The sequence below is a fragment of the Ornithinibacter sp. genome (assembly GCF_035443565.1).
GTDB lineage: Bacteria > Actinomycetota > Actinomycetes > Actinomycetales > Dermatophilaceae > Fodinibacter.
Window position 1 is genome coordinate 1 of the sequence record NZ_DAORSO010000045.1, and the last position, 18,735, is coordinate 18,735.

Below are 18,735 nucleotides of genomic sequence, written 5' to 3' on the forward strand. Positions count from 1 at the left end.
GCCTGGTTGGTGGAGATCCGCGTGCGCTGGCCAAGGAGTCTGTTTTGAGGTGAGGGCCCTGTGGCCCGGGGCGGAGGAGCGGTTCCTTCCGCCCCGGGCGCAGTGTTCAGGGGTAGATCTCTCCTGCGAACCAGGTGCTCGCGTCGATCCATTCGCCGCTCCCGCCGCCGCCCCAGCCGTTGTTCACGTAGAACGCGGTGTCGGTGACGGTTTCGGTCCAGTCCCACCAGAGGAAGGAGTGGCGGATGGTCCTGTGTTGCCACGCGTAACCCCAGGCGACGGGGTAGTGGCTCAACCAGCCTGTGCCGATGACAGCGGGCGTGCGCCGGTAGGCGATTGAGTTCGCGGCGTAGTTGGCCAGCCGGGTCTCGTGGATGCCGAGGCTGTTCCAGTGGGTGTCGAGTCGGGTGTAGCTGCGGCCGTTGAGGTACTGCCACGCCCCGGGCATGTCCCATGGGGTCGTCGCTCCGGAGCCGAAGGCGCAAAACGTGCCGACCTGCCCGTTGAGCTCGCCGATCATGTTGTTGACACCCCCGTCCTGGTTGATGGGTGCGACGACGTCGGCGCCACGGCCGCCGTTCTCCCTGTAGAGGCCGTTGCGGCCGGCCCAGTACGAGTTGCCGCTCGCGGCTTGGCGGTCGCCCCAGGCGAAGAGGATCCCCCACGCGGTGGGGCCGCAACCGACCGCGCACCCGCCGAACGGGAACTGGTTGTAGCGAGGCTGCTGGCCGGCGGTGCCGGCCCAGAAGTAGTTCCAGCTCATGTCAGAGTTCCTCTCCGAGCGGCCCGATGCGGTTCACGGTGGTCGAGGGTGCCTGGTCGGGCACGATGAAGTACCGGAGACGTTCTTCGCTGCCGGCGTATCGCAGGTGCACCTCGAAGCTCGTGTCCTTGGCGCTGACGTCTGCGCGCGGTCGCAGGACGAGCTTGGGCGGGAGCGGTTGCGGGTTGAGCTCGGCGGCGACCAGGTCGGCACCCGGACCCTCGATGGTGAAGTCGCCTTCCTCGAGAAGCCAGACCGTGTGCGTGGCGCCTGAGTGAATCCCTTCGCCGAACTCCTCGGTGAGCTTCTCGGTCTCCCAGCGCGGTTGCGCGCGCTGCGCGAGCGCGGCCAACTGGTGGCGGTAACAGTCGGCGTACTCCGTGGTGATCTCGTTCCAGGAGCGCCACTCCTGCAACTCCACGACGCTCTTGCCCCGCGACGTCCGCACGCGTTGAGGTTCGGTCTTGTCGCCGTCCTCCCCGTCGTGGGCCCCAGCTGGGACGGTCGTGGCGTAGCCGGCAGGCAGTCGCTTCGGCAACGCGTCCGGCATCCCGGTGAGCTTGGGTGGCATCGTCCCGATGTGGCCGACCAGGTCGCCGCGGTCATCGAGCCCGGCGTAACACAGCGCGTCCAGCTTGACCACGCGGTCAATGGCGCCGAGCTGCTCGAGCTGGCGGCTCGGCGGGGCGGTGTCGAGGCTGAAGTGCGGCACCGGAACGTCGTGCCCCCCGGTCGCGACGACGATGAAGCCTCGGTCGGCGCGGCCCGCCTTGCCCTCACGGGTGGGCAGAACGGTCGTGAGGCCGGCGATCTCGATCTCCCAGTACGCGATGTCGGCCAGATCCGGCCGGTACACCGGTGCAGCCTCCCCGAACCGCGGCTCTGCCTTGCGTAGCCCGGTCGGTGAAAGCCCGTCGCCGACGAGCGCGGCAACGGCGCGGGCCGCACGACGACGTACATCGAGCGGCACCTCCTCGAATTGAATCCTCATCTGGTCGCTCCCCTTTGACGGTGTGCGCGGTCACGCGCTGGGCAATTGGCAGGAGGTTCCGGTGTGCCCGTCTGATACACCCGCGAGTGCCACAGCCGACCTCATCGCGAAGGTGCGTCCATCCGCCGCCTGAGCATCAGAAGTGAGGCAGAGTCCCGCCAGCAGGCGGCCGCCGCGCCGCGTGCCCGTCGACGGCATCCCTGCCATGGCCTCTACGCTTCCGCGCATGGATGCCGGAACTCACCCCGGGACGGCGGTGGCCGCCGACGGGCTGTGGCACCGCATCGTCGCCCGGGTGAGGGAGGCGTCGTGGGCCCTCGACGCCAACGACGGGATCATCGGCATCGCCGGCATCCTCCAGGGCTTCGCGAGCGCCGGGGCCGGTGACCGTCTCCTGATCTTCGCCGCGGTCGCCGGCACCCTGGCCGGGGCGCTCAGCGCCGGAGGCACGAAGTGGGCGGAGGTCGCTGCCCAGCGCGAGACCGAGCTCGCCATCGCGAACCAGGTGGCCCTGGAGCTCGCGACCGACCCGGCGGGGGAGCGAGCCGAGCTCGTGCAGTACTGGCAGGGCCGCGGCCTGACCCCGGAACTCGCCAGCGAGGTCGTCCACCAGCTCATGGAGCGCGACGCCCTCGGCGCCCAACTCGACGCGGAGTTCGGTCTGGAGGAGGTGACGTCCCGCACGGCACCCCTGCTCGCCGGGCTCCAGACGACGATCGCGTTCACCGTCGGAGCGATGGTCCCGCTGCTCATCACGTGGTTCGTGCCGCTCGCGATCGAGACCACCCTCATCGTCGTCGCGGTGGTGGTGTCACTGAGTCTGACCTCGCTCGTTGCTGCCGGCGTGGGGCGACTATCGGCCCTGCACATGGTGATCCGCAGTCTCACCGTCGGTCTGGGGACGATGGGCGCGAGCTACCTGGCGGGCATGTTCTTCTTCTGACCCATGGAGGTTGGCGCGCAGTTCCCCCGGTGTCAGTCCGGGATGGCGGCAGAGGTGTGGCCGTAGAGCACCGTGAAGCGCTGGAGCACCACGGGCATGTCCGACCGGAAGCCGCGGTCGTGCACCGCGCTCTCGGTGAAGAACCGCTCGTGCACCTGCCGCCACGTGGCCAGCGACCGGTCGCCCTCACCCTCGAGGAACGCGTGCTCGGCACTGACCTCGTCGAACGGCACGACGTCGACCCGGGTCGTCGCGATGAGGGCGTGGGGGATGCCGCGGCCGTCGGTGACGATGGCGAGCGCGCCCGGCTCCGGGAGGTCCTCACCCTCGGCCTCGTAGTCCCAGAGCGCACCGGCCGTCGCGGTCTTGTCACCCGACAGCACCAGGGCGAGCAACGCGTCGGCCTCGTCAGGGGTGGCGCCGAACGCCCACGCCGGCGGCGGAAGCAACCCCTCGGGCCGCTCACCCGTGTAGTAACCGGTCGGGTTGAGCTTGGCACGCACGCGCGCCACCTCCCAGAACGCCGCGACGATCGAGGAGGTGTCGGCCTGCGCGTCGGGAGCGTCCATGACTAGGCCGGGTACTCGCCGCGCTTGACGAGCGCCCGCGGCATCCGCGAACGGCGCAGCTGGAAGGCGCGCATCGCGGCATACATGCCGTTGCCCTTGGCCTTCGCGGCCTCCTCACCGAACTTCGCGGTGAGGCGCTTGCGCAGCCCCCTCCACATGAGGAGCGTGTCGACGATCGCGGTGAGCAGGATCGCGTAGGTGAGGATCGTGACGAAGAAGAGGATCTCGTTCGTGCGCAGGAAGCTCAGCGCCAGCACGATGAGCATCACCGGCAGCATGAACTCCGCGAGGTTCCACCGGGCGTCGATGTGGTCGCGGATGTAGCGCCGCACCGGGCCCTTGTCGCGGGCCGGCAGCCCGGACTCGTCACCCGTGAGCATCGCCTGACGCGTCCTGTACATCTGCTCGTTGCGCTTGGCGCGGTCGAGCTTCTTGGCCTGCTTGCGGTCAGCGACGACGAGCGGCTGCCGACGCGCGGCCTCCTGGTCCTTGCGCTTGGGCGTGGGCCGGTTCTTGGCCCCCTCGCGCGCGGGGTGGAGCGCCTCGTCGGTGAGCTGCTCGCTGGTCGTCTTGTTGCGTCCGAACACGCCACCACTGTAGGTGCAATGCGTCGGATGCCGTGCACGCGCCCGTGCGGGCCTCCCACCTCGCGCGCTGGGTCGGGTCCCTCGTCGCCGCTGGTGAGGATTGTCCGTCGCCGTCGGTATCGTCGCCGTCATGAGCGACGTGCTGACTGCCGACCAGATCTGGGACCTTCGCGATCGGGTCCATGCCCTGATGCCGGGGCTGCGCGCTGACCTCGAGGCGCTGACCCGCATCCCCAGCGTGAGCCTCGACGCGTTCGACCAGGCCCACGTGGAGGCCAGCGCGCAGGCCACGGCCCAGTTGTTGCGAGCCGAGGGGCTCGAGGTCGAGATCGTCCGCGAGGGTGGCCGGCCTGCGGTGATCGGCCACCTCGCCGGCCCGCCCGGGTCCCGCACCGTCATGCTCTACGCCCACCACGACGTGCAGCCCCCCGGCGACCACGCCCTCTGGGACAGCCCACCGTTCGAACCCACCGAGCGGGACGGGCGGCTCTACGGGCGCGGCGCCGCTGACGACAAGGCCGGGGTGATGGCGCACGTCGCCGCCCTTCGCGCGCACGCCGGTGCCCTTCCCGTGGGCGTGACGGTATTCGTCGAGGGCGAGGAGGAGATCGGCTCCGACTCGCTGCCGACCATCCTGGAGCGGCACGGTGAGCGGCTGCGGGCCGATGCGATCGTGCTGGCCGACTCCACGAACTGGGCCATTGGGGAACCGGCCCTCACGACGACGCTGCGCGGCATGATCCGGGTCGTCGTCACCGTGACCACGCTCGACCACGGCATCCACTCCGGGATGTTCGGGGGAGCGGTGCCTGACGCGATCACCGCCCTCGTGCGGTTGCTCGCGAGCCTGCACGACGACGACGGGGACGTCGCCGTCGCCGGGCTGCGCTCCGGTGAGGCCGCCGACCTGCCCTTCGACGAGGCCCGACTGCGCGAGGAGTCTGGCCTGCTCGACGGGGTGTCGACCATCGGGTCCGGCCCGTTGCTGTCGCGGATCTGGACCAAGCCGGCGATCACGACGATCGGCATCGACGCGCCCTCGGTCGCGACGTCGTCGAACACGCTGGTTCCCAGTGCCTCGGCGAAGATCTCCATGCGCATCGCCCCCGACGAGGACGACCTCGCGGCCTTCGAGCTGCTGCGCACCCACCTGATCGAGCACGCCCCGTGGGGGGCCCGGGTCGAGGTGACCCTCGATGACCGCGGTCTCGGGTTCGCCGCCGATGCCGACGGACCGCTCTACGACCAGGCCCGGGCAGCCTTCCAGGACGCGTGGGGTGTGGCCCCGGTCGACATCGGCGTCGGCGGGTCCATCCCGTTCGTGGCGGCCTTCGCGCAGCGTTTCCCGGATGCCGCCATCCTCGTCACCGGCGTCGAGGACCCGGACACCCGGGCGCACGGGGCGAACGAGTCGCTGCACCTCGAGGAGTTCGAGAAGGTGTGCGTCGCCGAGGCCGTGCTGCTCGCCCGGCTCGGTGCGCTTCCCGTCGGCGAGCAGTCACAGCGGGAGGGGTCGCAATGAGCGAGGGAACGTACGTCGAGCCGAGTTTCGAGCGAGACACGACCTACATCACCGACCGCATCACCGTCGACGGCGCGGGCGATGGGTCCGGTGACGGCGCGTGGCCGATCGAGGCGGGGCGCTACCGGCTCGTCGTGTCACGGGCCTGCCCCTGGGCCAACCGCGCCACCATCGTGCGACGACTCCTCGGGTTGGAGGACGCCATCTCCATGGGGATCTGCGGCCCGACCCATGACGCCGACTCCTGGACCTTCGACCTCGACCCCGGTGGGGTCGACCCGGTGCTGGGCATCCCGCGGATCAAGGACGCGTACGACAAGCGCTTCCCGGGGTACCCGCGAGGCATCACCGTCCCGGCGATCGTCGACGTCTCCAGGGGAGTCGTCGTGACCAACGACTTCGCGCAGCTGACCCTCGACCTGTCGACCCAGTGGCGTGACCACCACCGCGAGGGCGCCCCCGACCTCTACCCGCACGACCTGCGCGCCGAGATCGACGAGGTCAACCGGTGGGTCTACACCGAGGTCAACAACGGGGTGTACCGCTGCGGCTTCGCGGGCACGCAGGCCGCCTACGACGCGGCGTACGACCGGCTGTTCTCGGCGCTGGACCGCCTCGAAGCGCGCCTGCTGAACCAGCGCTACCTCGTCGGCGACACGATCACCGAGGCAGACGTCCGGCTGTTCACGACCCTCGCCCGCTTCGACGCGGTCTACCACGGGCACTTCAAGTGCAACCGCTCCAAGCTCAGCGAGATGCCGGTCCTGTGGGCCTACGCACGCGACCTGTTCACGACCCCGGGCTTCGGGGACACCACCGACTTCGTGCACATCAAGAGCCACTACTACGAGGTCCACCGCGACATCAATCCCACCGGCGTCGTGCCGGCCGGGCCGGACCTGTCGGGCTGGGCGCAGCCGCACGCTCGGGAAGCGCTCGGTGGGCGACCGTTCGGTGACGGCACCCCACCCGGGCCGCCACCGGCCGGCGAGCGGGTGCCGACAGTGCACAACCCGCACGTAGGCGACGACGGGCTGGTTCGCGCCTGAAAGACGGATCCACCCGGGGACTTGACCTCCACGCCATCGGCGTCAACAACACCTTGACAAGTAAGCCATGTCAAGGAAAGGTTGACGCATGATCACACGATCCGGCATCCCCACCCTCGGCATGAGCCTCGTGCTCCTCGGCCTCGTCACCGGCGCTCTCAGCCGAGTGGTCGAGTCCGGGTTCTTCCACGGTCTCTTCCAAGGGATGACCATTGCCCTCATGGCGCTCGGTGCCTACGCGATCGGTCGTGGGGTGTGGGGGAGCCGCGGCGACGGGGACGAGCCGCAGGGGTCGATGTGGCTGCCGAGCCGTGACCGTCGTGAGTGACACGATCGCTGACCGCGTCGGTCGGCTCATCCTCGACGGCAGCGACCAGGAGAACGTCGACCACCTCGAGCTCGTGGCTCGGGCCGCCGAGGCTCACGAGGCGACCCGCGACCTGCTCCACCAGTCGGTCGCGACGGCCCGCGCGGGCGGCCACAGCTGGGCGGCGATCGGGGCGGTCCTCGGCCTGACGCGCCAGGCCGCACAGCAACGCTTCGGCGGCGCCGTGGACAAGCCGGGCGGTGTCGACCAGCCCATGGACGCCGGCGGTCTGCTCGGGGCCGAGGTGCGCTGGCTGGGCCCGGTGACCGCCTTCGACGAGATGGCCGAGCTCGCCCTCGCCGGCCGCCGGGGGTGGCGAACGGTCGACGCGGGGATGCTCAAGCACAAGGTCGTGCGCACCCCGACGCAGTGGGAGCACCGTCGCGTGGCCTGGACCCGCCCGGCCTCCGCCCTCGAGCAGGACGGGTGGCACGTCGCCGTGCGGGCCTTCCCGTGGCTCTACCTCGTCCGGGACACCGGCATCCCCGCCGAGGACTGACCGGGCGGCGGTGCCCGGTCCGCGACGCCCTCGTCGAGCGTCGCGGGTCAGTCCTTCGAGGTCTCGCCGGGCAGGGCGAGCATCTGGTCCAGCGCCACCCGAGCGTCGTGGGCGACCTGGTCGTCGACCCGGATGGTGTTGACGACGCGACCCTCGACGAGGGACTCCAGGGCCCACACGAGGTGCGGCAGGTCGATCCGGTTCATCGTCGAGCAGTAGCAGACGTTCTTCTCGAGGAAGGCGATCTGCTGCTCGGGGAACTGCGCAGCCAGGCGCTGCACGAGGTTGAGCTCGGTGCCGACCGCCCACGCCGTGCCGGCGGGTGCTGCCGCGATGGTCTTGATGATCTTCTCGGTCGAGCCAACCTCGTCGGCGAGCTCGACGACCTCGTTGCGGCACTCGGGGTGCACGATCACCTTGACGCCGGGGATCGTGCGGCGGGCGGCCTCCACGGCATCCACGGTGAACCTCCCGTGCACCGAGCAGTGACCACGCCAGAGGATCATCGTCGCGTCGCGAAGCTGCTCAGGGGTGAGCCCGCCCATGGGGCGGTGCGGATCCCAGACCACGCAGTCGTCCAGCGACCCGCCGAGGTCGCGGGCGTAGGTGTTGCGGCCCAGGTGCTGGTCGGGCAGGAACAGCACCTTCGCGCCGTCGCCGGCCTTCTCGAGCGCCCAGGTGAGGGCGGTCTTCGCGTTCGACGAGGTGCAGATCGTGCCGCCGTGGCGACCCGTGAACGCCTTGATCGCCGCGGAGGAGTTCATGTACGTCACCGGCACGGTCGCCTCGGCCACACCGGCCTCGACGAGCTCGTCCCAGCACTCCTCGACCTGGTCGATCGCGGCCATGTCAGCCATCGAGCACCCGGCGGCGAGGTCGGGCAGGATCACGGTCTGTGCGTCGGAGGTGAGGATGTCGGCGGACTCGGCCATGAAGTGCACGCCGCAGAACACGATCCACTCCGCGTCCGGGCGGGCCGCTGCCTCCTTGGCCAGCTTGAACGAGTCACCCGTGACGTCGGCGAACTCGATGACCTCGTCCCGCTGGTAGTGGTGACCGAGCACGAAGACCCGGTCCCCGAGGGCCGCCTTCGCCGCCCGGGCGCGCGCCACGAGGTCGGGGTCCGACGGGGCCGGGAGGTCGCCCGGGCACTCGACACCGCGTTCGCTCGCGAGGTCACGGCCCGCGCCGAGCACGAGCAGGGGCAGTCGGGCGTGGGCAGGACCGGTTGTCGTCGTCACGAGGTCGATCGTAGGGCGATAACCTCGACCCGTGCGTGTGCTGATCGCCCCCGACTCCTTCGGTTCGACCCTGGGCCCGGTCCAGGCAGCCACGGCCATGGCTGCCGGCTGGGCCGAGGGTGCGCCGCACGACGAGGTCGAGGTGCTGCCGCTCTCGGACGGTGGCCCGGGGTTCCTCGACGTGCTCATGCGGGCCCTCGGTGGCACCACCATCGCGACGACCGTGAGCGACCCGCTCGGCCGTGAGGTGCCCGCCGCGGTGCTGGTCGTCGAGCGCGACGGCAGGCGCACGGCATACGTCGAGGCATCCCAGGCCAGCGGTCTGCACCTGCTCGGCGCGGACGAGCGCGACCCCTCCATCACCGGCACCTGGGGGGTCGGGCAGTTGCTGGAGGCGGCCCTGGCGACCGGGCCCGACAAGGTCGTCGTCGGGGTGGGCGGCAGCGGAACCCACGACGCCGGGGCGGGGATGCTCTCAGCGCTCGGCGCGGGACCGGCATCCGAACTCGCCCGCGGTGGCCGCCACCTCGCCACGGTGTCCGACGACGTCCTCCTCGGCCTGCCGGGCGTCATCGACCGGTGGCGCGGGGTCGACCTCGTCCTGGCGACCGACGACGACACGCCGCTGCTCGGCCTCCAGGGCACCAGCGCCGTCGACGCTCCGCGCAAGGGGGCGAGCCCGGAACAGGCGCAGGCCCTCGAGGCGGCCCTGGGCCGGTTCACCGAAGTGGTCGGCCGCGCACTGCCGACCCCCCAGGTCGACCTCCTGAGTGGGATGCCGTGGCGCCTGGACCGCGAACCCGGCGCCGGTGCGGCCGGTGGCCTCGGGTACGCCCTGCTCGCCCTGGGTGCGCGGCGTGCCAGTGCCGTGGGAGAGGTGCTGCGGGAGTGCGGCTTCGGGGTGGCCGCGGCCCGCAGCGACCTGGTCGTGACCGGTGCCGGCCTCGTCGACTGGCGACAGGCCCGCGACTCGGTGGTCGCCGGGGTCGCCGCAGCGACGATGGAGACGGCCCGGCCGACCGTTCTCATCGCAGGGGAGTGCCTGCTCGGTCGTCGCGACACGATGACCATGGGTTTTGCCAGCAGCTACGCCGTCGCGGAGACGCCCGCCGAGCTGGAGGCCATGGTTGCCGACCCCGTGGCCACGTTGGCGCAGCGCACGGCGCGAGTCGCCCGCACCTGGTCACCGGCGGCCCCCTGACCTACTCCGGTGGCGGCGACCTCAGGGCTGCCCTAGAGTCACGATCACCAGTCGGGAGGGGGTACCCCTTGACGAAATCGAAGGGGTATCGACATGAAGGTTCGATTTCTCACCGGGATCGTCGCACTACTAGGCACCTTGGCGTTCGCGGGAGCGCCTGCAACGGCGTCCTTTAGCCAGTGTGGTACTGACCGCGTGTGCCTGTGGGGAAACAACGACTACGACTGGCTGCTCCTCACTCGTACCGCGGGTGGTGGGGTGCAGGCCATGCCCTATGGGACGCTCAACCGCATGGATTCATGGGCGAACCGGACGACCACAAACGCCCGCGGCTACGACAACACGAATGGCACCGGCGACTGTCAGACCTTTACTCGTGGCTCGTCGAATCCGAATGTCTCGGTGTTGAACAGTGACGAGGTATCCGGGACAGCCACGAATGGGGCCTGCTGACCACGATGCCTTTGGTCACTGTGGCGGGCCTGACGCGACACTACGTCGGGCCCGCCGAGGTCATTCGGGCCGTGGACACCATCGATCTGTCCATAGAGGCCGGGGAGCTTCTCCTTCTGCGGGGGCCAAGCGGCGCGGGGAAGTCGACGCTCCTGCGGCTCCTCGCGGGTTTGGAGCCGGCAGATTCGGGGACGGTCCTGGCAGGGGGTCGCGACGTGACGGCGATGTCGTCAGATGAGGCCGCTTCCCTCCGCGCACATGACATCGGCGTGGTCTTCCAGGACAACAACCTCGTCCCTGAGTTTTCTGCCATCGAGAACGTCATGCTGCCGCTGGAGCTGCGCGGGGATCGAGGGGCTCAAGTTCGCGATGAGGCCGCCGCGTGGCTCCACCGTGTCGGATTGGCAGGACTGGAAGATAGGGCTCCAGACCAGCTGTCCGGCGGACAGCAGCAGCGGGTCGGCATTGCCCGCGCCCTGATTGGGGGGCGGTCAATCCTGTTGGCCGACGAGCCGACCGGCTCCCTCGACAGCACCAATGCGACGGCGATCTTCAGCACCTTGCGCGAGCTCGCCGATCAGGGGGTGCTCGTCGTGATCTCCACCCACGACCCCCTGGCGGTCGGCTTCGCGGATCGTGTCATCAGCATGCGCGACGGGTGCATCGCGGAGGATTCGGCCACCACTCTGGCTGGGATGGGGTCGGCATGACATGGATCCTCGCGTCCAGGATCGTTCGCGCCCGATGGGTTCGGCGAGGCGCACTTCCCTCCTGTGTCGTCGCGGCGCTGCTCGTCACGGTTGCCATGGTCATGAGTGCGGTGTCCCTCACTGCGGAGCAACGCCGCGAGGAGCAGTTCGGGGGCTATGCACTGGAGTGGCAACTACCGCAGCCGGCCTTCCTCGGGGAGCCCATGTCCGTGCCCGATGGTGCCGAAGCTCGGGGGCCGCTGCTCGTGCGCTCGGATCGACTCACCGCGCTGACGGGTGACCGCCTGATGTACCTCGAAGGGCCGTGGGCCGAGTCGGAGCCGCCCGGCCGATATGACCTCACCTCCGGGCGATGGCCCCAGGAGCCTGGAGAGGTGGTCATCACGCAGGCTCTGGTCGGCGGCGATCAGGTATTGGCCGTCTCGCCCGACATCGGTGACCTCACGGTTGTCGGCGAGATTGACAACGCGTATTCCTCCAGTGCTGAGGTGTTGGCTGCACCGGGCACCTGGGCTGCAGCAACGGTCGCCGACGCTGATTCCCCCACCGTTCCTGAAGCGACCGTCAGTGTCTTCACCGGCCGCCTGGAACCGGCAGAGGCCGCTGAACTCGCGTCAATGTGGAAGGTGACAGAGCCTCTAGCACGTGATGCCCCGGATGAGACGGTTTCGTGGTCCGATCGATCCCCTATGGCCTTTCGCATCCCCGTACTGCTGCTTCCCATCCTGGTCGGCGCTTTCGCCGCCCTGTTCGGACGCCGGCGGCTCGTGCGGACCAGCGCAGCGTTGATGGCAGTCGGGACGCCGCGACACCACGCTTTGTCGGCGCTGGCACTGGCAGGCGGGGGGGCTCTCGCGATCGGCGCCGTTCTGGGTTCTCTGATCGGGACCGTTCTGGGCTTTTGCGGCGGGCTATTGGCGGCGCAGGCGGCTGGTCATCCGCACGTGCTTTCCCTACCGGGACCGCTGGTCTATGGGGCGGTCACTGTTCCCTCCGGCATCGGCTGGGCCGCCCTCGTCCTGGCCCTGCAGCCCGATCGGCACCGGGCCCCCAGGCTGCCGGGGGTCATTGCTGGGGTGGGTCAGCGCGCCAAGCATCTTGCAACGTGGGCCTTGGGTGCCGTCGCACTCGGCCTGGCGGTCACCGTCCACACACCCGCGCAGAGCATGATCCTCATGGTCTGCCTCGTTGGGCTCTTCAGCACGCTGATGCCGCAGGTGCTGAAACTGGTCAGCTCCTGGATCCCCGCCCACGATCCGGCGACTCGTTGGGGCCTTTGCTCCTTGAGGGCCCCCGGAGGTGCAGCGCTGGGATCCTTGTTTCTGCTGCTTGCGCTCATCACCCCGGCATTGGCCTCGCTTGCCTTGGCGAGTATGTCCAGCTCACAGATGCGGAGCGAGGCCCTGGCCGCCGTGGGGCCAGGGCAGGTGGGTGTGCTCGGTCTGGGGGGTGCCGCGACGCCGCCGCCGCCGTCTGCTTCTGCCGCCGCCGACGCAGCCCTTGATGGGCGCCCTCGCCGTCAGTTGCTGTGGGTCGATGGGTTCCTTCCCTTTGACGGCCCATACCTCAATGCCTCCGTTCTTGTGGTTGAGGACGCGACCGATGCCCCGCTGATACTCGGCGACGCCATCACACCTGCCGAGGTGGCTCTGCTGCGCGAGGGCGGCTTGGTGCACTGGGGAAGCGGATCGCCGGAGTCAGTAAGCGTTGAAGGCGTGGTGTTCACCGCGGTCCGGCGGACTGTCGGCATCTCTGAAGAGTGGAGTTTCCAGGCTGGAGCGGTGATCACTCGCGAGACCGCTCTCGCTGCACAACTGCCTTTGCTTGAGGGTGGGCTCCTCTACAGCGAGGTGGGCCCGGCGGACGTCACGAGGCTGATGGAGGACGTCGACGCACGAGGCATCGACCGACGCCTTGTTGAGGTGTACCACCCACCGGAGCCCCCCGTAGGCGTTCTGGCCGCAGTGGTATCCGCTGGAGTGTTGTGCCTCGTGGTCGTTATGGTGGCCACCGCAGCCGCCAGTGCGCGAGTTGCAGGGCTGCGCCCCGTGGTAACTCAGTTGGTCACCCACGGGGCCTCTCGTCGTCAGGTGCGTCGGATGGTGGCCATCGAGCCACTCGCGACCACAGCCGCAGCCTTCGCTATCGGCGTGGGTTCAGTGGCGATCGGGGTAGGGGTGCTCATGATGCGCGTCCCGTTCCTCACCATTGATATGAAGGCCTGGCCGGCGCTCGTGGTTGCGCTTGTCGTCGCTGTGTGCGCAGGGCAGGCAGTCGGCGTGCTCGTTGCAATACGGGGCGCACGACCCGGGTACGCCTCGACATGAGGGCCGCCCAGCGAGTGCCGTGCTCGCTGCGGGGAGCCGGGTCGTATCCTTGTCGAAGAACCCGGGAACACCGGCGACCCCGAGCGGGTTGACCACGGCGTCCGGGCCGGACCCCAGGCCACCGCCAGCACGAGGAGTGCATCCATGAGCGACCAGCTCCAGACCACCGAGGCACCCGCAGACGCCCCCACCGAGGAGACCCCGGCACACGGTGTCCTGCTCACCGGCGTCGCCGCCGAGAAGGTCCAGTCCCTGCTCTCCCAGGAAGGGCGCGACGACCTGCGTCTGCGGGTCGGCGTGCAGCCCGGCGGCTGCTCGGGCCTGATCTACCAGCTGTACTTCGACGAGCGCACCCTCGATGGTGACCTCGTGCGCGACTTCGACGGTGTCGAGGTCGTCGTCGACCGGATGAGCGCCCCCTACCTCGAGGGCGCCACCATCGACTTCGCCGACACGATCGAGAAGCAGGGGTTCACCATCGACAACCCCAACGCGGGCAGCTCCTGCGCTTGCGGCGACAGCTTCAGCTGACCCGTCGGCAGCACTGCGGCACCAGCAGCATCCACGAAGGGCCCGCGCACTGCGCGGGCCCTTCGGGCATCCCGCGACGAAGCCTGAACGCGGAGAGGTCCGGTGAACCGGCCTGACTCGGGTAGGTTGCTCGTCGTGCAGATCGCCGTCGCCGGGTCCATTGCGACCGACCACCTGATGACCTTCAAGGGCAGCTTCTCCGACTCCCTCGTGCTCGAGCAGCTCGACAAGATCTCGGTGAGCTTCCTCGCGGAGACGCTCGAGATTCGTCGGGGAGGCATCGCGGGCAACATCTGCTTCGGCATGGCGGCACTGGGGGCGCGACCCATCATCGTCGGCGCGGCGGGCGAGGACTTCGCCGACTACCGCAGCTGGCTCTCGCGCCACGGCGTCATCACCGACCACGTCCACATCTCCGAGTCACGGCACACGGCGCGCTTCGTCTGCACGACAGATGACTCGATGGCGCAGATCGCCACGTTCTACGCCGGCGCGATGTCCGAGGCGCGGATGATCGAGCTCGGCCCGATCCACGAGCGGTGGGACCTCGACCTCGTGCTCATCGGTGCCGACGACCCCGAGGCCATGCTGCGCCACACCGAGGAGTGCCGCACGCGCGGCATCCGCTTCATCGCCGACCCGTCGCAGCAGCTCGCGTTCGCGGAAGGCCCCTTCATCCGCCAGCTCATCGACGGCGCGGACTACCTGTTCACCAACGAGTACGAGTCCTACCTCACCGAGACCAAGACCGGGTGGAGCCAGGACGAGATCGACAGCCGGGTCACGACCCGCGTCATCACGCGCGGCAAGGACGGCGCCGACATCCGCACCCGCGGCGAGGACCCCATCCATGTTCCCGTCGCCGGTGACGTCGAGCGGGTTGACCCCACGGGCGTCGGCGACGCCTTCCGCGCTGGCTTCCTCGTCGGACTCGCCGGCGGCCTCGGACACGAGCGCTGCGCCCAGATGGGTTCGGTGCTGGCCGCACACGTCCTGGAGACCGTCGGCACGCAGGAGTACACGGTGACGCGCGAGGGTTTCCTCGCCCGGTTCGCCGCGGCCTACGGTGACGAGGCCATGGCCGAGATCACCCCGCTCGTGCGCACGATGCGGGGCTGACACCGACCACCCCGCCATGGTGTTCCCACCCATCGAGCCGCCGGCCACGCCGTGGCACCTCGACGACGCACAGCCCGACCCCGGCGACGACCTCGTCGCGGCAGGTGCCGACCTCGAACCCGGCACCCTGCTCGCGGGCTACCGGTTGGGGCTGTTCCCCATGGGGCTCGGACACCATGGCACCGGGGCCATCGGCTGGTGGTCACCCGACCCCAGAGGTGTCCTGCCGGCCGGGGCGCTGAAGGTCCGCCGGTCGCTGCGCAAGGCCATCGACCGCTTCGACGTGCGGGTCGACACCGCCTTCGACGAGGTGGTGGCCCACTGCGCCGACCCGTCCCGTGAGGGCCGGTGGATCACCGACGACATCGCCGCGGCCTACCGGCGGCTGCACGACCTCGGCTGGGCGCACAGCGTCGAGGCCTGGCAGGACGGAGTGCTCGTCGGCGGGCTCTACGGCGTCTCCATCGGCGGGCTGTTCGCGGGCGAGTCGATGTTCCACACGGTGCGCGACGCCTCGAAGGTGGCTCTCGTGGGGCTCGTGGAGCGCTTCCACCGCGACGGCGACCCCCGCCGCCTCGTCGACGTGCAGTGGGCCACTGACCACCTGAGCAGGCTCGGCGCGCAGGAGTGGCCGCGCGAGACCTACCTCGCCCGCCTCGCCGAGGCCGTTCAGGCGCCTCAGGTCGACCTGTCGGCCTGACCACGCCCGGTTCGCGGCTCGCCGAGCACGACCCGGAACTCGGTCCAGTCCTCGTCCTCGGTCAACGTGACGCTGTGGCCCTTCATCCGCGCCCACGCGGGGACGTCGGACCACGCCGCCGCGTCATCGGCGAGCAGCAGCAGGGTCGCCCCGGCAGGCAGGCCCCGGCTGGCTCGGGCCAGGCGGATGACGGGGACCGGGCACCGCGTGCCCCGCGCGTCGATCACCGGCGGGCGGTCGGGCGGATCCGTGGGGCTCACAGGTCATCCGTCCCGAGCCGACGGCGCACGGCGGCCACGGCATCCGGCAACTCCCGGCACAGCCGGGCGACATCGGCCTCACGGGTGGGGGAGACCGCCCGCAGGGGCAGGGTGATCCGCACGTTGCCGTGGGTGAGCACCCCCATCGCAGCGAGCACGTGGCTGGGGCGCAGGTCGCTGGAGGTGCACGCGGAGCCGGAGCCGACGACGAGGTCACGACGTGCGAGTTCCTCCAGGAGTACCTCACCGTCGACGTAGAGGGCACTGAACGTCACGACGTGGGGGAGCCGGTCCTCGGGATCGCCCACGACGGCGACGTCGGGGATGCGGGCCGCCACGTCGCGGACCCGGTCCACGAGGGCGCGAGCGGCACGTTCCTCGTCGGCGTGCTCCTGCTCGGTGCTCACCCAGGCCTGGGCAGCGGTGAGGGCGAGGGGAACCCAGGGCGCGGCGAGGGCGCGACGGTGCTCGGCCTCACGGCGGGGCCCGGGCAGGCCCCAGCGCGTCCCGGTGCGCACGGCGAGCAGGCCGAGGGGTGGCCCGCCGAAGGTGGCGGCATCCGCCACGATGACAGACCCGGCACCCGTGGGGTGTGCTGCCGGGTCACGACCGAGGGATGCCGTCGCGTCGAGGAGCAGCGGGATGCCGGCTGTGCGGCACAACGCGTCCACGGCGGCGACCGGCTGGCGGGTGCCCACCTCACCGTTGGCGCTCTGGAGCACCGCGGCCGCGGGTGGGCCGTCGCCCGGGTTGTCGAGCGAGGCCGCGAAGGCTGACACGTCGACTCGACCCTCGTGGTCGACGGGCACTGGCTGGTCGGTTCCCGGTGACAACAGGACGACAGAGCGCTCCACGGCACTGGCGACCACGCGGGTGCCGACCCGTCGGCGGGCGTGTCGCAGCCCGTCCAGGCCCACCGTCAACGCCGTCTGGGCGTCGGGGTGGAGGGACAGCTCGTCGGGGCGGACACCCACGGCACCCGCCAGCACCTCCCGGGCCTGGTCGAGGGCAGCCCGGGCTCGTCGTCCCGGGGGGTGCAGGGCCGCAGGGTCGCCCCAGGCGAGGTCCACCGCGGCGTCGAGGGCGGCGCGGGCCGCCGGGTGGAGGGGGCCCCTCGAGGCGTCGAGGAGGCCGGTCGTGCCGAGATCGGTCCGCGTGGGCGCCACGCCTGCACGGTAGTCGAACCCTGCCTGACCGCGCGGGGGGTGGTGCAGTAGGGTTTGGCCTTGTCCGTCCACCTCCTCCAGACGAAGGGTGCAGCGGTGCGCCAGCACGTCCTTTCATCGCCCCGTCGGTTGCGTCGCCGAGTCGGCTCCGCGACCCTTATCGGCGCGCTGTCCGTCGCCGCCCTGACCGGGTGTGCCAGCGGCGAGTTGCGCGGCAACGCCTCCACCGGGTGGCTGCCGCCCGCCGTCACCGAGGGTGGCGAGGTCGTCACCAACCTGTGGATCGGCACCTGGATCGCCGGGCTCGCCGTCGGTGTGCTCGTCTGGGGTCTCATCGCCTGGTGTGTCGTGGCCTACCGCCGCCACAAGGACGACAACGAACTGCCCGTCCAGCTGCGGTACAACATCCCGATCGAGATCCTCTACACGGTGGTCCCGATCTTCATGGTCGTCGTGCTCTTCTACTACACCGCACGCGACGAGGCCACGCTGCTCGACACCTCCCAGGACCCCGACGTGACGGTCAACGTGGTGGGCAAGCAGTGGAGCTGGGACTTCAACTACCTCGAGGACGACGTCCACGAGGTCGGCGCGCAGGCCATCCTCACGGGTGAGCCCGGGGCCGAGGAGACCATCCCGACGCTGTACCTCCCGGTCGGTGAGCGGGTCGAGTTCGTGCTCACCTCGCGGGACGTCATCCACTCGTTCTGGGTGCCGGCGTTCCTCCAGAAGCTCGACATGATCCCCGGCCGCGTCAACCGCTTCCAGGTCGTACCCACCCAGGAAGGCACGTTCAAGGGCAAGTGCGCCGAGCTGTGCGGGGCCTACCACTCGAACATGCTGTTCAACGTGGCCGTGGTCTCCCGGGCCGAGTACGACAAGCACATCAACGACCTTCGGGCTGCGGGCCAGACCGGCATGCTCAACAACACGATCAGCCGCGGCGAACTGATGGACGGCCAGGACGCCGGCACCGACGGAGGTAACTGACCATGAGCGCCGCCACCGAATCAACGATGTACCGCACGGCGGGGGAGAAGACCACCACCCGCCGCCTCGCTCCCGGCTCGACCGTCGTCAAGTGGGTGACGACCACCGACCACAAGGTGATCGGCAACCTCTACTTCATCACCGCGTTCATCTGGTTCATCATCGGTGGCCTCATGGCCCTGGTGATCCGGGCCGAGCTCATGGCCCCGGGCCTGCAGGTCGTGGACAACCCCGACCAGTACAACCAGATGTTCACGATGCACGGCACGATCATGTTGCTGCTGTTCGCGACGCCCCTGTTCGCGGGCTTCGCCAACGCGCTGATGCCGCTGCAGATCGGCGCCCCTGACGTCGCCTTCCCGCGCCTGAACATGTTTGCCTACTGGCTCTACGTCTTCGGTGGCGCCATCGCGGCAGCGGGCTTCCTGACGCCCGGCGGTGCCGCGGCCTTCGGCTGGTTCGCGTACGCACCGCTGTCCGACGCGAGCTTCAGCCCCGGCCTCGGCGGCGACCTGTGGGTCTTCGGTCTGGCGCTCGGTGGCTTCGGCACAATCCTCGGTGCGGTCAACTTCATCACCACCATCCTGTGCATGCGCGCCCCCGGCATGACGATGTTCCGGATGCCGATCTTCACGTGGACGGTGCTCGTCACCTCCATCCTCGTGCTGCTCATCTTCCCGGCACTGGCTGCCGCGCTGTTCGCGCTGGGCGCCGACCGCCGCTTCGGGGCGCACGTGTTCGACCCGG

21 protein-coding genes are annotated in these 18,735 nt (G+C 70.0%); 14 read left to right on the forward strand and 7 right to left on the reverse strand.

Annotated features, from left to right (window positions below):
* Positions 1 to 106 precede the first annotated feature (106 nt).
* Positions 107 to 763, reverse strand: a complete 657-nt coding sequence (locus PLL68_RS07010) for a hypothetical protein (RefSeq protein WP_324532950.1) — start codon at positions 761 to 763, stop codon at positions 107 to 109.
* A 1-nt stretch (position 764) separates the two neighbouring features.
* Entirely contained in the window at positions 765 to 1,619 is an 855-nt protein-coding gene (locus PLL68_RS07015) for a hypothetical protein (RefSeq protein WP_324532952.1), read from the reverse strand.
* 361 nt (positions 1,620 to 1,980) lie between these two features.
* Between PLL68_RS07015 and PLL68_RS07020 the strand changes: the two genes are divergently transcribed.
* A complete protein-coding gene (locus PLL68_RS07020) occupies positions 1,981 to 2,697 on the forward strand; it encodes a VIT1/CCC1 transporter family protein (protein ID WP_324532954.1) in 717 nt (238 codons plus the stop codon).
* Between the two features lie 32 nt (positions 2,698 to 2,729).
* On the opposite strand, the gene PLL68_RS07025 is transcribed toward PLL68_RS07020, so the two are convergent.
* On the reverse strand, positions 2,730 to 3,266 hold the full coding sequence (locus tag PLL68_RS07025; RefSeq protein WP_324532956.1) for an ASCH domain-containing protein: 537 nt from the start codon (positions 3,264 to 3,266) through the stop codon (positions 2,730 to 2,732).
* Between the two features lie 2 nt (positions 3,267 to 3,268).
* Positions 3,269 to 3,853: a DUF3043 domain-containing protein gene (locus tag PLL68_RS07030; RefSeq protein ID WP_324532958.1), complete on the reverse strand. Its 585-nt coding sequence runs from the start codon at positions 3,851 to 3,853 to the stop codon at positions 3,269 to 3,271.
* A 130-nt stretch (positions 3,854 to 3,983) separates the two neighbouring features.
* On the opposite strand from PLL68_RS07030, the gene PLL68_RS07035 reads away from it, so the two are divergent.
* The 4 genes from PLL68_RS07035 to PLL68_RS07050 all read left to right on the forward strand — a co-directional run bounded on the left by PLL68_RS07035 (position 3,984) and on the right by PLL68_RS07050 (position 7,290).
* Positions 3,984 to 5,375 (forward strand): dipeptidase, encoded by a 1,392-nt coding sequence (locus PLL68_RS07035; protein ID WP_324532960.1) that lies wholly within the window; start codon positions 3,984 to 3,986, stop codon positions 5,373 to 5,375.
* On the forward strand, positions 5,372 to 6,424 hold the full coding sequence (locus tag PLL68_RS07040; RefSeq protein WP_324532962.1) for a glutathione S-transferase family protein: 1,053 nt from the start codon (positions 5,372 to 5,374) through the stop codon (positions 6,422 to 6,424). The genes PLL68_RS07035 and PLL68_RS07040 overlap by 4 nt, the downstream gene beginning before the upstream one ends.
* 88 nt (positions 6,425 to 6,512) lie before the next feature.
* Complete coding sequence (locus PLL68_RS07045; protein ID WP_324532964.1) at positions 6,513 to 6,752, forward strand: hypothetical protein; 240 nt, start codon at positions 6,513 to 6,515, stop codon at positions 6,750 to 6,752.
* On the forward strand, positions 6,745 to 7,290 hold the full coding sequence (locus tag PLL68_RS07050) for a hypothetical protein (protein ID WP_324532966.1): 546 nt from the start codon (positions 6,745 to 6,747) through the stop codon (positions 7,288 to 7,290). Before PLL68_RS07045 ends, PLL68_RS07050 begins: the two co-directional genes overlap by 8 nt.
* A gap of 47 nt (positions 7,291 to 7,337) precedes the next feature.
* Here the strand turns inward: PLL68_RS07050 and nadA are convergent, their stop codons facing one another.
* Positions 7,338 to 8,531 carry a quinolinate synthase NadA gene (gene nadA, locus PLL68_RS07055; protein WP_324532968.1) on the reverse strand — a complete coding sequence of 398 codons (1,194 nt, stop codon included), beginning with the start codon at positions 8,529 to 8,531 and terminating at the stop codon, positions 7,338 to 7,340.
* Positions 8,532 to 8,562: 31 nt separating this feature from the next.
* Between nadA and PLL68_RS07060 the strand changes: the two genes are divergently transcribed.
* The 7 genes from PLL68_RS07060 (at position 8,563) to aat (ending at position 15,572) form a co-directional block, all read left to right on the forward strand.
* Positions 8,563 to 9,732 carry a glycerate kinase gene (locus PLL68_RS07060; RefSeq protein ID WP_324532970.1) on the forward strand — a complete coding sequence of 390 codons (1,170 nt, stop codon included), beginning with the start codon at positions 8,563 to 8,565 and terminating at the stop codon, positions 9,730 to 9,732.
* A gap of 93 nt (positions 9,733 to 9,825) precedes the next feature.
* Positions 9,826 to 10,185, forward strand: a complete 360-nt coding sequence (locus tag PLL68_RS07065) for a peptidase inhibitor family I36 protein (RefSeq protein ID WP_324532972.1) — start codon at positions 9,826 to 9,828, stop codon at positions 10,183 to 10,185.
* Positions 10,186 to 10,256: 71 nt separating this feature from the next.
* On the forward strand, positions 10,257 to 10,895 hold the full coding sequence (locus PLL68_RS07070) for an ABC transporter ATP-binding protein (protein WP_324532974.1): 639 nt from the start codon (positions 10,257 to 10,259) through the stop codon (positions 10,893 to 10,895).
* A complete protein-coding gene (locus PLL68_RS07075) occupies positions 10,892 to 13,222 on the forward strand; it encodes a hypothetical protein (protein WP_324532976.1) in 2,331 nt (776 codons plus the stop codon). Before PLL68_RS07070 ends, PLL68_RS07075 begins: the two co-directional genes overlap by 4 nt.
* A 144-nt stretch (positions 13,223 to 13,366) precedes the next feature.
* Positions 13,367 to 13,753 carry a HesB/IscA family protein gene (locus PLL68_RS07080; RefSeq protein WP_324532978.1) on the forward strand — a complete coding sequence of 129 codons (387 nt, stop codon included), beginning with the start codon at positions 13,367 to 13,369 and terminating at the stop codon, positions 13,751 to 13,753.
* A gap of 135 nt (positions 13,754 to 13,888) precedes the next feature.
* Entirely contained in the window at positions 13,889 to 14,872 is a 984-nt protein-coding gene (locus PLL68_RS07085) for a carbohydrate kinase family protein (RefSeq protein WP_159899681.1), read from the forward strand.
* Positions 14,873 to 14,888: 16 nt separating this feature from the next.
* Positions 14,889 to 15,572 carry a leucyl/phenylalanyl-tRNA--protein transferase gene (gene aat / locus PLL68_RS07090; protein WP_324532981.1) on the forward strand — a complete coding sequence of 228 codons (684 nt, stop codon included), beginning with the start codon at positions 14,889 to 14,891 and terminating at the stop codon, positions 15,570 to 15,572.
* On the opposite strand, the gene PLL68_RS07095 is transcribed toward aat, so the two are convergent.
* Both PLL68_RS07095 and PLL68_RS07100 read right to left on the reverse strand, forming a co-directional pair.
* Positions 15,551 to 15,832 (reverse strand): sulfurtransferase TusA family protein, encoded by a 282-nt coding sequence (locus tag PLL68_RS07095; protein WP_324532983.1) that lies wholly within the window; start codon positions 15,830 to 15,832, stop codon positions 15,551 to 15,553. The genes aat and PLL68_RS07095 overlap by 22 nt on opposite strands.
* The gene (locus tag PLL68_RS07100) at positions 15,829 to 16,998 is read right to left on the reverse strand and encodes an aminotransferase class V-fold PLP-dependent enzyme (protein ID WP_324532985.1); all 1,170 of its coding nucleotides are present in this window, start codon (positions 16,996 to 16,998) and stop codon (positions 15,829 to 15,831) included. Before PLL68_RS07100 ends, PLL68_RS07095 begins: the two co-directional genes overlap by 4 nt.
* 60 nt (positions 16,999 to 17,058) lie before the next feature.
* Here PLL68_RS07100 and ctaC point away from each other — a divergent pair, with 60 nt between their 5' ends.
* Both ctaC and PLL68_RS07110 read left to right on the forward strand, forming a co-directional pair.
* Positions 17,059 to 17,988 carry an aa3-type cytochrome oxidase subunit II gene (gene ctaC / locus PLL68_RS07105; RefSeq protein WP_425495946.1) on the forward strand — a complete coding sequence of 310 codons (930 nt, stop codon included), beginning with the start codon at positions 17,059 to 17,061 and terminating at the stop codon, positions 17,986 to 17,988.
* A 26-nt stretch (positions 17,989 to 18,014) separates the two neighbouring features.
* The coding region (locus PLL68_RS07110) for a cytochrome c oxidase subunit I (RefSeq protein WP_324532988.1) at positions 18,015 to 18,735 on the forward strand (721 nt) is incomplete at its 3' end.

Bases quoted from the DNA above. Each gene is read 5' to 3' on its own strand.
- PLL68_RS07010 (WP_324532950.1), bottom strand. From the start codon at position 763: ATGAGCTGGAACTACTTCTGGGCCGGCACCGCCGGCCAGCAGCCTCGC.
- PLL68_RS07080 (WP_324532978.1), top strand. From the start codon at position 13,367: ATGAGCGACCAGCTCCAGACCACCGAGGCACCCGCAGACGCCCCCACC.
- PLL68_RS07075 (WP_324532976.1), top strand. From the start codon at position 10,892: ATGACATGGATCCTCGCGTCCAGGATCGTTCGCGCCCGATGGGTTCGG.
- PLL68_RS07045 (WP_324532964.1), top strand. From the start codon at position 6,513: ATGATCACACGATCCGGCATCCCCACCCTCGGCATGAGCCTCGTGCTC.
- PLL68_RS07020 (WP_324532954.1), top strand. From the start codon at position 1,981: ATGGATGCCGGAACTCACCCCGGGACGGCGGTGGCCGCCGACGGGCTG.
- PLL68_RS07025 (WP_324532956.1), bottom strand. From the start codon at position 3,266: ATGGACGCTCCCGACGCGCAGGCCGACACCTCCTCGATCGTCGCGGCG.
- aat (WP_324532981.1), top strand. From the start codon at position 14,889: ATGGTGTTCCCACCCATCGAGCCGCCGGCCACGCCGTGGCACCTCGAC.
- PLL68_RS07065 (WP_324532972.1), top strand. From the start codon at position 9,826: ATGAAGGTTCGATTTCTCACCGGGATCGTCGCACTACTAGGCACCTTG.
- PLL68_RS07035 (WP_324532960.1), top strand. From the start codon at position 3,984: ATGAGCGACGTGCTGACTGCCGACCAGATCTGGGACCTTCGCGATCGG.
- PLL68_RS07040 (WP_324532962.1), top strand. From the start codon at position 5,372: ATGAGCGAGGGAACGTACGTCGAGCCGAGTTTCGAGCGAGACACGACC.